Here is a 13,249-nt window from a genome sequence, read left to right as displayed (position 1 = left end):
CCGCCCGCCCGTGGCTACAGCAGGTACCGGGCCTGTCCGGCGCCCACTCCCGATAGCGTTTCCGGCGTCCATTGCCGGTTGACGTAGAACTGCAGCCGGATGCCGTCGGGATCCTGGATGGTGACGGCGCGGCGGGCAGGGTGGTCGACGTCCTGTTCCACCGCGATGCCGGCAGCGGGCAGCAGTCCCAGGGCGCGGTCCAGCTCGCTCTCGTCCTTGACCTCGATGCCCACGTGGTGCAGGCCCGGCTGGGCGCCGGGCGTGGCGCGCACGAGGGACAGGCTCACGGTGCCGAAGGTGCCGGCCAGGACCGCGCCGTCCTGGTCGCGGCCGCCGGCATAGGGAGACAGGCCGACCACCTGGGTGTAGTAGTCGAACATTTTCTCGAAGTCCTTGGCGACGAAGGCGGCGTGCGTCACGCGGCGGGCGCGGAATATGGAGCTGGGCACCACGCGGATCGGCGGATCCTGCGGATAGTGGCGCTGCGTGCTGGGCACGTTGGTCACGCCCGGAATCCATTCGGGCTTGACCTTCTCGAATACGCCGTGGCGGGCGGCGCGCCAGTCGGTCACGACGTCGGCGTAGATCTCGACCGCATTGCCCTCGGGGTCGAACTTGTACAGCGAGTGGGCCACGTCGTGGTCCTGGATCGAGTAGTACTCGACGCCGGCCTCGACCGACTGCCTGTAGCCGCTCACCAGGTCGGCCTCGGTCTCCAGTTCGAAGGCGATGTGGTTCAGGCCGGGCTTCTGGCCGGCGGGCGCGTAATGGCTGGTCACGTCGGTCAGCCCCAGGTCGTGATAGGTGTTGCCGTTACTGACGAAGCTGGCGCGGTTGTCCGGCTGGCGATATACCTCCTCGAAGCCCACCACCGTCTGGTAGAACTCGGATGCGCGTTCATAGCTGCTGACGAACAGATTGACGTGGCCGAGGCGGCGCGGCCGGAAGAACCGCGCTTCGAGGCTGCTTTCTGCTTTTCCCACCTTTTCCCCTCCTGTGGATGTCCCCTGCGCCCGGTGGCCGCGGCCTGGCCGCGACGCGGAGAACGGGGACGATGATCTTGAGGGCAATGTAGGGCGGGGCCGGCGGCGCGGACAAACGATTTATCGTCCCGCCATGCATGAACAAAACTCAATCGTCGCCGGCAGAAAAAAAGCCCTTGGATATCCAAGGGCTTTGTTTTCTTTGGCGGAGACGGTGGGATTCGAACCCACGATGCAGTTTTAGCCGCATACTCCCTTAGCAGGGGAGCCCCTTCGGCCACTCGGGCACGTCTCCGAAAGAGCTGCGCAGTATAGCATGCTCGAGCGGTTTCCCTAGCGAAACCTCGACGTCCTGCCGGCTACGCGGCCTGGTCCAGCCCGAAGGCCTTGTGCAGCGCCCGCACCGCCAGTTCCATGTATTTGTCGTCGACGATCACGGACGTCTTGATCTCGCTGGTGCTGATCATCTGGATGTTGATGCCTTCTTCCGACAGCGTCTTGAACATCAGGCTGGCCACGCCCACGTGCGAGCGCATGCCGATGCCGACGATCGACACCTTGCAGACCTTGTTGTCGGCCACCACCTCGCGCCCGCCCACGGCCGGCAGCACCTGGCCGTTGAGCACGTCGAGCGCCTTCTGGAACTCGTTGCGGTGCACGGTGAACGAGAAGTCGGTGGTGCCCGCCACCGACTGGTTCTGCACGATCATGTCGACGTCGATGTTGGCGGCGGCGACCGGGCCGAGGATGGAATAGGCGATGCCGGGCTTGTCCGGCACGGCCAGGACGGTGATCTTGGCTTCGTCCCGGCTGAACGCGATGCCGGACACAACGGCGGATTCCATTTTTTCGTCTTCCTCAAAAGTGATCAGGGTGCCCGACTTCATCTCTTCGTCGAGCGCAATCAGCGGGTCGGTCAGCGACGACAGCACGCGGGTCGGCACGCGGTACTTGCCGGCGAATTCCACCGAGCGGATCTGCAGCACCTTGGAGCCCAGCGACGCCATCTCGAGCATTTCCTCGAACGAGATCACGCTCAGCCGGCGCGCCTCGGGCACCACGCGCGGATCGGTGGTGTAGACGCCGTCGACGTCGGTGTAGATCAGGCATTCGGCCGCGTTCAGCGCCGCCGCCACGGCCACCGCCGAGGTGTCGGAGCCGCCGCGGCCCAGCGTGGTGATGTTGCCGGCGTCGTCCACGCCCTGGAAGCCCGCCACGATGACCACCCGCCCGGCGTCGAGATCGGCGCGGATGCGCTGGTCGTCGATCGAGCTGATGCGGGCCTTGGTATAGGACGAATCGGTGCGCACCGGCACCTGCCAGCCCGCGTAGCTGCGCGCGTCGACCCCGATGGCTTTCAGCGCCATCGCCAGCAGCCCCACGCTGACCTGCTCGCCAGTGGCGGCGATCATATCCAGTTCGCGCGGGTCGGGCTGTTCCTGCAGTTCCCTGGCCAGCCCGATCAGGCGGTTGGTTTCGCCCGACATGGCGGACGGGACCACCACGATCTGGTGGCCGGCCGCGCGCCACTTGGCGACGCGGCGGGCGACATTCTTGATGCGCTCGATCGAGCCCATCGACGTGCCGCCATACTTGTGAACGATAAGAGCCATGATGAAATGAGGTTTCTGCCGGGCTGCACGGCGGGCAAAAGGGGCCGCAAGCGCCGCTGGGGCTGGTGGAAAGTCAACCCATGATGATAGCCTAGCAGGGCAGGCTACGCCAAATGACATGCCCCGCGGCGCCTAGGCCGTCCGCGCCGCTTCCTCGCCCAGCGGGGCCGGCAATCGCCCCGGCAGCACCAGGGTTACCAGCGTGCCGGTCTCCAGCGCTTCCACCTGGATCGCGCCCCCCAGCACGGCGGCGCGCCGCCGCATGTTTTCCAGCCCGGATCCGCAGCCGTGGCAGAACGGCGTGCCGTCGTTCTGGATGGTGATCACGGCCTGGCCGGCGGGGCCCGGCCGGCCTTGTACCTGGATGCGGGTGGCCGGGCCGTGGCGGGCGGCATTGGTGATGGCCTCCTGCATGATGCGCAGCACGTTCAGCGCATGCGCCGGCGTCACGCCGGAGATCTCCGGCAGGCGCGCCATGGACCAGTGCAGCGCGATGCCGACCCGCTTGAGCTGTCGTTCCAGCCGTTCGCGAAATCCCGACAGCGCGACGGTCAGCTCGCGGTCGCCGATGTCCAGCGAATGGATCACCGCGCGCAGGTCGTCCAGCGCCTCGCGCGCCGAACGTTCGATCGAGGTCGAGCGTTCGCGCTCGGCCAGCGCGATGATGGAGGCCAGGTGGCCGCTCAGGCCGTCGTGCAGGTCGGCCGTCAGCCGCTGCCGCTCTTCGCTGCGCACGCGCTGCGCGGCTTCCTTGCGTTCTTCCTCGTGCAGCCGGCCGAGCTCGGCCTCGCGCTCGGCCAGGCGCCGCTTCAGGTGGGCGTTGGCCTCGTCCAGCTGCATCATGCTCAGGCCCAGCCGGCGCGCCAGCACGATCGCGATGCCGACCGTCAGCGCCTGGCGGTAATAGATGCCGAGGTACACCGGGCCGTCGGTCCACATGGCCAGGATGGCGCCGTCGTGCAGCAGCGCCACGGCCAGCAGCAGCAGCGGCACCAGCAGCAGCCAGGCTTCCTTCACGCCCTTGGCCAGTGCGCCCCAGGCCGAGATGCCGATGGCCGACAGCAGGCCCAGCAGCAGCACCGGAAACCCCACCCATAGCCCCACCCGGTGCGCTGCCACGACGCCCGACAACGCGAACAGCGTGCAGGCCAGCGGCACCGCCCAGGCGCAGGTCTTGAGCCAGCGCGGCACGCGCGAGCCGTTGACCAGCAGGGCGATGATCTGCAGGATGAACGCGGCCGCGGTGGCCATCGTGAACGCATAGGGCGGCAGCGTGCGCAGCGTCGGGTTCAGCTCGGCCACCAGCCCGGCGTAGCCCAGCAGCGACACCGCCAGCAGCAGGAACATCCAGCCGAACAAGGCTTCGCGCGGCCGGTAGATCCACGCCACCAGCACCGCGAAGGTGATCAGCAGCTGCGCCGCCAGCGCCATCAGGCGCACGTGTTCGAGCAGGAACAATTGCAGGCGGTAGGGCGTGGCGACCTGCCCGGCGGTGCCGACGTACAGCCGCGACAGGTAGCCGCGCGCCGCGCCCGAGGCCAGCAGCGCGACGTCGATCGTGTTGACGCCGCGCCGCAGCGCATTGGCCGGCAGCGGGACCAGGGCCGCCATGCCCGAGGTCACGCCGATCATCAGCGTGCGGGTGCCGGTGTCGGCGATCTGGCGGCCCGCCAGCGATACGATCGCGCGCTGGTTGAGCATGGGAATGAACAGGTAGAGCGGCTCGTCGGGCAGGGCGGCAAGGGAGAAGGCGAGGCGGTATTCGGCGCGGCCGCCGCGTCTTTCCTCGGCCAGCGGCAGCTGCACCGGCCCGCGCGCGTCGCAGCCGCGGATGCAGGCGACGGTGCCGATGGCCAGCGCGCCCCGGGGTTCCGGCAGTCGCAGCCACATCGGCAGGCTGGCGGCCACGGCCAGCAGGATTCCCAATACCGTCCAGGCGGCGTACCGCCTCAAAGCCATATGAGTCCCAGGCGCGATGCCTCGAACACCGCCTCCGAACGATTATTGGCCTCCAGCTTGCGATAGATATTCTTCACGTGCACCGGCACGGTCTGGCGCGAGATGCCGAGCTGCTCGGCCAGTTCGGCGTAGGTGAAGCCCTTGGCGATGCCCCACAGGATCTGGGTTTCGCGCGGGGTCAGCGCCTGGGCCAGCGGCGCGCGCGGCGGCGTGCCGGCGGCCGAGGTGTTCAGGCGCCGCACGATGACGCGGGCGATGGACGACGAGATGGGCGAGCGGCCGGCGCGCAGTTCCTCGATGGCCTCGATCAGCTCGATCGAGTCGGCGTCCTTGAGCAGGTAGCCGGCGGCGCCGGCCTCGATGGCGTCGATCACCGTCCTGTCGTCGGCCAGCACCGAGATCACCATCGCGTCGGCGTCGGGGTTCAGCGAGCGCAGGGTACGGATGGCCTGCGTGCCGTGGCCGTCGGGCAGGCGCAGGTCGGTAATGAGCAGGTCGATCGGCTCCCGCTGCAGGTGTTGCAGCGCGTCGGCCAGCGTGGCGCAGGCGGCGACCAGGCTGCCGCCCGGCCAGCCCGCGAGGATGCGCGCGAAGCGGTCGCGCAGCGGCTCGTCGTCCTCGACGAGCAGCACCCGGCAGGGCGCGTCCTGGCGCACGCCGCCGTCCGACCCGTCGCTCGCTTCCATGCCGGGCTTTTTTCCGCGTGATTGAAGTGGAGCGACTTTGGCACGTGGGGGCCGTGCGGCCAATACCTTTTTCATGGTATCCGCAAGCGCTAACCTGCTCGTGAGCGGCGTGCTTCAAAGTTTGTCAGATCTTGCGAAAGTTAACACAAAGATCCGTATTTCCGCATGCCAACCATCTTGCCGCTGGCGGCATTTCCGGCGGCGGCGCAGCGCCCGGCATGGCGTTTCAGCCCGGGCCGAATCCGTACAGCGCCTGCGCGTTGCGGTCCAGGCGGTCGGGCGCCAGCCCGGCGGCCTGCAGCCATGCCTCGCACACGGCCAGCCAGGCGCCGTCGTTTTCCGTGCGGAACGGCTCTATCCGTCCGGGATCGTCGTCCGGCTTGCGGCCGGTGCCCTGGGTATGGGGCCAGTTCGAGCCCCAGACGATGGCGCCGGGATTGGCGCGCGCCAGCCGGAGCACGAAGGGTTTCATGTCGAGGTAGGGCGCCGGCCGCGCCGAGCCGAGGTAGGGCGCCGACAGCTTGACGGTGAGCCGGCCCGCGGCCGCCAGCGGCAGCAGCCGGGCCCAGGCCGGAGTGTCGGGGCCCTGGGCGGCCGTCGCCAGCGCGAAATGGTCGGCCACGAAATGCCGTCCGCAGGCGGCGATGTCGTCGGCCAGGCCGGCCAGCACCTCGGGCGCGGCATGCAGCTGCACGTGCCAGCGGTCCGGGATGATGGCGTCGATCCCGGCGATTCGCCGCCGGGCGCGGCCGATGTCGCGGTCGCCGTCCACCGCCAGGTTCAGCCGGGCGCCTCGCACGCCGGCCCGGTCCAGCGCGTCGACCACGACGGGAGAAGTGTCGGGCGCCAGCACGCCCACGCCGCGCGCCGTGGGGCCCAGCTGCGCCAGGGCATCCAGCAGGCAGGCGTGGTCGGTGCCGTATACGCTGGGCTGCACCAGCACCACCCGCGCCGCGCCGATCCGCGCCAGGTGGGCGCGCAGTGCGCCCACCCCGGCCGGCCCGGGGGTGAAACGGCGCTGCGGCGCGTACGGAAAGCGGCCGGGATCGAAAACGTGGACGTGGCTGTCGCAGAGCGTGAGACGCATCGCGGCCTACTGCGGCTGGATGCCGGCCTGCTTGACCACGGCTTTCCAGCGCACCAGTTCGTCGTGGATGAAGCCGCCGAAGGCCTGCGGCGAATCGCCCACCGGATGCGCGCCGATTTCCGCGAATTTCTTGGTCACCTCGTCGCTCTTGAGCGCCTTCAGGATCTCCGCATGCAGCGCCGCCAGCACCGGCGCCGGCGTCTTGGCGGGCGCCACCACCCCGACCCAATGGGTGACCGAGAAGTCTTTCAGTCCGGCCTCGGCGAAGGTCGGCACGCTGGGCAGCTGCGGCGCGCGCTGCGCCTGGCCCACGCCCAGGCCTTTGATGCGGCCGGAGGCGAAGGCCCCGGCGGTGCTGGTGATGCTGTCGATCAGCAGGTCTACCTCGCCGGCCATCAGCGCCTTGATCGACTCGCCGCCGCCCTTGTACGGCACGTGCAGGAACTTGGCGCCGGTCAGCGCGCCCAGCCATTCGGTGGTCAGGTGCGGCGTACTGCCGACGCCGCCGCTGCCGTAGGTGATTTTCTCGGGGTTCTTGCGCGCGTAATCGATCAGCTCTTGCGCCGTGGAGAAGCGGGAGGTCGACGGCACCATCATCACCATCGGCGACTCGGCCACCTTGGTGACGGCGACCAGGTCGCGCTCGGTGTCGTAGGGCATGTCGGCCTGCAGCGCCGGGCTCATCGTGAACGGGGCGCTGATGAAGCACAGCACGTAGCCGTCGGGCGCGGCCTTGGCCACCGCGTCGGTGCCGATGATGCCGCCGGCGCCGGCCTTGTTCTCGACCACGAACGACTGGCCGGTGTCGGTCGACAGTTTCTGGGCCAGCACCCGGGCCAGGACGTCGTTGGGGCCGCCGGGCGCGAACGGCACCACCAGACGGACGGGTTTGTTGGGATAGGCGGGCTGCTGGGCCTGCGCCCAGGCGGGCAGCAGGACGCAGGCCGCCGCGGCGGCCGCCAGGGGCCGGCGGAGCAAAGGAAGCATGATTGTCTCGTCCAGTCGTGTGATGGTTATGGTCGCGAAGGCGGCCGGGGGCCGCGCAAGATTCGCGCCAGATTGTACCTATTGATTACAAGATACAATAAGGGTCAACCCTGGGCGGGAAAGCAGGCGCTCAAAGAGATCTTGCTTATGCCAAAATACAATCCCGCGACGAAGCGGCCGCCGCCGGCGGCGCGCGTTCCTTCCCTGGAGATCTGAATGAAATTCATTGTCCTGCCCTGCGACGGCATCGGGCCCGAAATCGTGGCCGCCTCGGTCGACGTGCTGAAGGCTGCCGCCGCGCGGTTCGGCTTCGCGGCGGAATTCGACTACGAAGACCTCGGCTTCACCAGCCTGCACAAGTACGGCATCACGATCCGCCCGGAAGTCCTGGAACGCGCGAAGGGCTACGACGGCGTGATCCTCGGCCCGCAGTCGCATTCCGACTACCCGCCGCCGGAGCAGGGCGGCCGCAACGTGTCGGCCGCCTTCCGCGTCGGGCTCGACCTGTACGCCAACGTGCGCCCGGCCCGCACGCGGCCCTTCCTGCCCACCAATATGCGCGAAGGCCGCACGATGGATCTGGTCATCATGCGCGAGGCCACCGAAGGCTTCTACGCCGACCGCAACATGACGCGCGGCTGGGGCGAGGTGATGCCCAGCCCCGACATGGCGCTGTCGCTGCGCAAGATCACCCGCTTCTGCAGCGAGCGGATCGCGCGCCGCGCCTTCGAGCTGGCGATGACCCGCCGCCGCAAGGTCACCGCCATCCACAAGGTGAACAGCTTCCACATGACCGACGGCCTGTTCCTGGAGGCCGTGCGCCACGTGGCCAAGGACTTCCCCGAGGTCGCGCTCGACGACCTGCTGGTCGACGCCGCCACCGCCCACCTGGTGAAGGAGCCCGAGCGCTTCGACGTGCTGGTGGCGACCAATTTCTACGGCGACATCCTGTCGGACCTGTGCAGCGAACTGTCGGGCAGCCTGGGCCTGGCCGGCTCGGTCATGGCCAGCGACGACCTCTGCTGCGCCCAGGCCCAGCACGGCTCGGCGCCCACCCTGGCCGGCCTGGACAAGGCGAACCCGACCTCGATGATCCTGTCGGTGGCGATGCTGGTGCACTGGCTGGGCGTCAAGCACGCCGACGACACGCTGGCGCGCGCCGCGGCGGCCATCGAATCGGCCGTCGACAAGGTGCTGGCCAACCCGCAGACGCGCACGCCCGACGTCGGCGGCAATATCGGCTGCAAGGCTTTCGCCGCGGCCGTGGCCAACGCGGTAGCCACGGCTTGATGCGGTCGGCGGCACGGTGGAGCGCTGGCAGCATCCCGAGGCCGTAACCGGCGTCAGCCCGCTGATCCCGCAGCTGGCGGCGCGCATCCTGGAGATCGCGCGCCGCCGCGAACTGCCGGTCGGCCACCGGCTGACCGAACAGTCGCTGTGCGACAGCCTGGGCGTTTCGCGTTCCCCGGTGCGCAAGGCTCTGCGCCTGCTGGAGCGGTCCGGGGCGGTGCGGTCCAGCCCCCGTCGGGGGTTCCAGATTTCGATGCCCCCCGGCGAGCTGGCGGTGCTCGACCTGTCGGGCGCCTCCGGCGCCGAACAGGAAATGTATCTGCGCGTGGCCAACGACCGCATCGGCGGCCGGCTGCCCGCCGAGGTGACCGAAACCGAATTGATGGCGCGCTACGGCCTGGGCCGCCAGCCGATCCAGCGCGTGCTGAACCAGCTCGCCCGCGACGGCGTGGTCGACCGCAAGCCGGGCCGTGGCTGGGCCTTCCGGCCATTGCTGTCCGACCCGGAATCGCACCGCGAAAGCTACCGTTTCCGCATGATGTTCGAACCGGCCGCCATCCTGGAGCCCGGCTATGCCGTCGATGCCGCCGAACTGGAGCGCTGCCGGCGCGAGCAGAACGAACTGCTGCAGGGCGGCCTCGAACGATGCACGCCGGCCAAGCTGTTCGAGGCCGGCTGTCATTTCCACGAAACCGTCGTGGCCGGCGCGCGCAATCGCTTCGTGCTGGATGCGCTGCGCAACGTGAACCAGATGCGGCGCATCCTGGAATACGGCACGCGGCTGGACCTGGACCGGCTGCAGCGACAGTGCGAGGAGCATTTGCAGCTGATCGACCTGCTGGCGCGCGGCGAGCGCATGGAGGCCTCGCAGTTCCTGCGCCAGCACCTCAATACCGCGCGCATCGTCAAGATCGGCGCCGATCCGGCGTCCTGATCCGGCCGCAAGGCGCGCGGGCCGCGGGTTCGGGGCCGCGGAGGCCGGCCCCGGACGGCATCCGGGATGAGCTGCCGCGAACGCGAAGGCGATTTTCCTGTCGGATGAGTTTGCGCCCGCCAACCCGTCTCCATCGTACAGGCAGCCCATGTCCGATCTTGCCGCCCCCGCGCCCGCCGCCATTTCCACGCCCCGCCGCCGCTGGGAGCTCGACGCCCTCAGAGGCCTGATGCTGGTGCTGATGACCTCTTCGCACCTGCCCACCTGGTTCGCGATGCCGGCCAGCGAGCCGTTCGGCTTCGTGTCGGCCGCCGAAGGCTTCGTCTTCCTGTCGGCCTACATGGCCGGCATGGTCTATACCCAGCGCGCGCTGCGACAGGGGGTGCCGGCGATGCGGCGCGCCTTCCTGCGCCGCGCCATGGTGCTGTACGCCTGCCAGGCCGCGTCGCTGCTGTTCCTGTTCACCGTCATCGCCGCGCTCGGCTTCACCTTCCACCAGTCGGCAGCGCCGCGGCTGATGTGGTTCTACCTGCAGGAGCCTGTGACGGCGCTGTGGGCCTCGCTGCTGCTGATCTACAACCCGCCGCTGCTCGACATCCTGCCGGTGTACGTGATCTTCATGCTGCTGAGCCCCTGGGTGCTCGGCTACGCCCTGCAGCGGGGCTGGACGCTGATGCTGGGCCTGAGCGTGGCGATGTGGATCGGCGCCCAGTTCGGCATGGCGCGCGCGCTGTACGACCTGCTGACCGCCGCCACCGGGCTGTCGGTGCCGTTCAGCGAAACGGGCGCTTTCGAAACCTATGCGTGGCAGCTGCTGTGGATGGCCGGCCTGTGGCTCGGCGCGCGCCATGCGCGCACGCCGGCCGCCGAACGCCGCCCGCCGCCGCCCGGCCTGACCGCGGCCGCGTTCGGCATCGCCGCGGTGCTGCTGGTATGGCGCCACGTGACCGGCCACCAGCCGTTCGCCGGCGACAATCCGCTGAACTGGCTGTCCGACAAATGGCTGCTGGGGCCGTTGCGCCTGCTGGATTTCGCCGCCCTGGTGATCGTGCTGATGTACGTCGGCCGGCGGCTGCCGGCCCGCCTGCCGCGGCCGCGCTTCCTGCGCTGGTTGCAGACGCTGGGCTCGGCCTCGCTGCCGGTGTTCTGCGCCCACCTGGTCCTCGTCCTGCTGGCGCTGGCCGTGCTGGGCGACAGCTCGCCCGACCGGCCGCTGTGGCTCGATCCCGTCATGTTCATCGGCTGCATGGCGCTGCTGCACGGCGTGGCGCGGATCGCGCTGTCGGTGAAATCCGGGCCCGGCGGCGGCAAGCCGGCCTCGTGCCGCACCCCGCCGCGGCAGGGCGGAAGCAGCCAGGCCAGCGCATCGCAGCGCGTCGGCCTGCGCCCCGCCGCGCGGCATTCGGGTATGCTCGATCCGCTCTGAGAACGATGGCCGGCGCGATCGCCGCCGGCGCAATAGAGGGGGAGCATTCATGAAGCGCGGGTTCGCCCGGCCGGCGGCCGGGGCAGCCGGATACGGCGCGGCGGCCGGGGCGCCCGGCCTGTCGCCTTACGTGGCCGGCCTGGCGCTGGCCTTCGCCCTGTTCTGGGCGGCATTGGCGGTCGCGCCGCTGAATCGCCGCGACTGGGCGCTCGAAAACGCGCTGGTGGTGGCCTTCGTGGCCGCGCTGGCCGCCGGCCGCCGCCATTTCGCGCTGTCGCCCGTCTCGTACACCCTGATCTTCGTATTCCTGTGCCTGCATACAGTCGGCGCGCACTATACCTATGCCAAGGTACCCTACGACGACTGGTGGCGGGCGCTGGCCGGCCGCACACTGAACGAGACGATGGGATGGCGGCGCAATCACTTCGACCGGCTGGTGCATTTGAGCTATGGATTGCTGCTGGCCTATCCGATCCGCGAGTTTTTCCTGCGCGTGGTGGACGCGCGCGGCTTCTGGAGCTATTTCCTGCCGCTCGATTTCGCGCTCGCCAGTTCGGCCACCTATGAATTGATCGAATGGGGCGCCGCCTACGCGGTGGGCGGCGACCTCGGCATGGCCTACCTGGGCACGCAGGGCGACGTATGGGACGCCCACAAAGACATGGCACTGGCGGCTGCCGGCGCGCTGCTGGCGATGATCGCCACCGCGGCGATCAATGCCTGGCGGCGCCGCGACGCCGCCCGCGAATGGGTGGACAGGCAGCGCCGCCGGGGCGATGGCCGGGGGCCGGCAAGCCTCGGGCAGTCTGCCTAGCGCGGCAGCCACTCCGGCCGGTCGCTGCCCGGCGCCGGCGTGGGCCGGGCCCAGCGGCACGGCGTTTCCGACATCTGCAAGGCCGGCCCCAGCGTGCGCAGGCGGCCGTAGCCGGTGTCGGCCTCCACGTACAGGCGCGCCAGTTCGGCCTCGGTCAGCTTTTCGGGCGCCTGGCCGAAGTCGTGCAGCAAGCCTTGCCGCTGGATCAGCATGGCCGACTGGCACAGCGAGACCTGCACGTGGTAGCTGCCGCCTTCGCGCGCGCGCCGCGCCAGCGCCAGCATGGTGCCCAGCGCGCCCAGATAGCCGGTGGTGTAGTCGCACACCGGGGCGAATACCAGCTTGGGGCGGCCGCCGTTGGCCAGTTGCCCGTAGGTATGGCATACACCGGTGACGGCCTGCGCCACCTGTTCCCAGCCGGAACGGCCGGCGAACGGGCCGCCTGAGCCGAAACAGCTGATCGACAGATAGACCAGGCCGGGACGCCGGCGCATCAGTTCTTCCATGCCGAAGCCGTGGGCCGCCAGCCGGCCGGGCCGGTAGCCGCTGATCATGACGTCGGCCTCGCCGGCCAGCGCCAGCAGGCGGGCGTGGTCCCCGGGCCGGGTGAAATCGAGATAGCAACTGCGCTTGCCGTGGCTGGTATCGCGCACATGTTCGGGCGTCTGCGGCAGTTTTTCGGCCGTGACCAGCAGCACGTCGGCGCCGTGCTCGGCCAGCGTGCGGCCGGCGATCGGGCCGGCCAGGATGCGCGTCAGGTCCAGCACGCGTACGCCCGACAGCGGCCGCAGCCCGTCGCCCAGGCCTTCGGGGAAGGGTTCGGGCGGGCCGTCGGCGATCCTGGTGATCTCGATCACCGGCCGTGCCGCCAGGTAGGCGCCTTGCGGGTGCGCCAGCCACTCTTGCGGCGTGCGGATCTTGCCGCCGCAAGCGTTGGCGGCGGCAATGGCAGCCTCCAGTTCGTCGGCATCCCAGTTCGCCACCGCCGCGGCCACGGCCGCCGGCGTGTAGTCGCACTGCAGGACGTCCAGCACCCGGCGCGCCAGGTGCGGCAGGTTGAAGTGCGGCAGCACCCAGCCGTTGCGCGCCTGCCAGGGCTGGGTCACCGTCAGCATGTATGACATGTCGGCCGGCAGCGGCACGTGCCGGTACTGGCCGTCGTCGCCCAAGGCGCGGGTGTAGTCCACCGTGCGCGTGGTGGCCGCGGCGTGGCGCACGTCCACCCGCACTTGCTGGCGCCGGCCGGTGCGCAGTTCCCAGATGTCGTTGCTGGCCACGCCCACCGCCGCCAGCAGCGCCGCCGTGGTTTCGCCGACGCGGTAGGGGATGCGGTAGAACGGGTCGCTGCCGGCCACGCCCACCTCGCCCGCGGCCACCGGCGGCAGGCCGCGCACGGCCATCAGTTCGTCGAAGGCGCCGACCTGGGGCAGGTCGGCGGCCTGCGCCGCGTCGCCTCGTGTATCGCTCATG

General features: G+C 69.7%; 11 protein-coding genes and 1 tRNA gene. 4 read left to right on the top strand and 8 right to left on the bottom strand.

All coding sequences use genetic code 11. From position 1 onward, the window contains the following. Window positions 1–14: 14 nt before the first annotated feature. The 7 genes from ABD927_RS13755 to ABD927_RS13725 form a co-directional block, all read right to left on the bottom strand. Window positions 15–983, bottom strand: a complete 969-nt coding sequence (locus ABD927_RS13755; RefSeq protein ID WP_345250362.1) for a VOC family protein — start codon at window positions 981–983, stop codon at window positions 15–17. A 203-nt stretch (window positions 984–1,186) separates the two neighbouring features. Beyond that, window positions 1,187–1,278, bottom strand: a tRNA-Ser gene (locus tag ABD927_RS13750). Between the two features lie 64 nt (window positions 1,279–1,342). After that, window positions 1,343–2,596, bottom strand: a complete 1,254-nt coding sequence (locus tag ABD927_RS13745) for an aspartate kinase (RefSeq protein WP_345250360.1) — start codon at window positions 2,594–2,596, stop codon at window positions 1,343–1,345. A 132-nt stretch (window positions 2,597–2,728) separates the two neighbouring features. Continuing rightward, window positions 2,729–4,555, bottom strand: coding sequence for a sensor histidine kinase (locus tag ABD927_RS13740; protein ID WP_345250358.1), 1,827 nt, complete (start codon window positions 4,553–4,555; stop codon window positions 2,729–2,731). Further along, window positions 4,546–5,241 carry a response regulator gene (locus ABD927_RS13735; protein WP_345250356.1) on the bottom strand — a complete coding sequence of 232 codons (696 nt, stop codon included), beginning with the start codon at window positions 5,239–5,241 and terminating at the stop codon, window positions 4,546–4,548. The genes ABD927_RS13740 and ABD927_RS13735 overlap by 10 nt, the downstream gene beginning before the upstream one ends. A gap of 226 nt (window positions 5,242–5,467) precedes the next feature. Continuing rightward, entirely contained in the window at window positions 5,468–6,328 is an 861-nt protein-coding gene (locus tag ABD927_RS13730; protein WP_345250354.1) for an amidohydrolase family protein, read from the bottom strand. Between the two features lie 6 nt (window positions 6,329–6,334). After that, window positions 6,335–7,315: a Bug family tripartite tricarboxylate transporter substrate binding protein gene (locus ABD927_RS13725; RefSeq protein WP_345250352.1), complete on the bottom strand. Its 981-nt coding sequence runs from the start codon at window positions 7,313–7,315 to the stop codon at window positions 6,335–6,337. A gap of 216 nt (window positions 7,316–7,531) precedes the next feature. On the opposite strand from ABD927_RS13725, the gene ABD927_RS13720 reads away from it, so the two are divergent. The 4 genes from ABD927_RS13720 (at window position 7,532) to ABD927_RS13705 (ending at window position 11,779) form a co-directional block, all read left to right on the top strand. Continuing rightward, window positions 7,532–8,605, top strand: a complete 1,074-nt coding sequence (locus ABD927_RS13720; RefSeq protein WP_345250350.1) for an isocitrate/isopropylmalate dehydrogenase family protein — start codon at window positions 7,532–7,534, stop codon at window positions 8,603–8,605. Window positions 8,606–8,621: 16 nt separating this feature from the next. Beyond that, window positions 8,622–9,539: a GntR family transcriptional regulator gene (locus ABD927_RS13715; protein ID WP_345250348.1), complete on the top strand. Its 918-nt coding sequence runs from the start codon at window positions 8,622–8,624 to the stop codon at window positions 9,537–9,539. A 148-nt stretch (window positions 9,540–9,687) separates the two neighbouring features. Then, window positions 9,688–10,965: an OpgC domain-containing protein gene (opgC, locus tag ABD927_RS13710; RefSeq protein ID WP_345250346.1), complete on the top strand. Its 1,278-nt coding sequence runs from the start codon at window positions 9,688–9,690 to the stop codon at window positions 10,963–10,965. A 49-nt stretch (window positions 10,966–11,014) separates the two neighbouring features. Further along, window positions 11,015–11,779, top strand: a complete 765-nt coding sequence (locus ABD927_RS13705) for a DUF2238 domain-containing protein (protein ID WP_345250344.1) — start codon at window positions 11,015–11,017, stop codon at window positions 11,777–11,779. Here ABD927_RS13705 and ABD927_RS13700 read toward each other — a convergent pair. Beyond that, complete coding sequence (locus tag ABD927_RS13700; RefSeq protein ID WP_345250342.1) at window positions 11,776–13,248, bottom strand: CoA transferase; 1,473 nt, start codon at window positions 13,246–13,248, stop codon at window positions 11,776–11,778. The two genes, ABD927_RS13705 and ABD927_RS13700, sit on opposite strands and share 4 nt — an antisense overlap. Window position 13,249: the final 1 nt, after the last annotated feature.

This window comes from Pigmentiphaga soli (assembly GCF_039541095.1).
Lineage (GTDB): Bacteria > Pseudomonadota > Gammaproteobacteria > Burkholderiales > Burkholderiaceae_B > Pigmentiphaga > Pigmentiphaga soli.
This window is presented reverse-complemented; position numbering and strand designations above follow the sequence as displayed.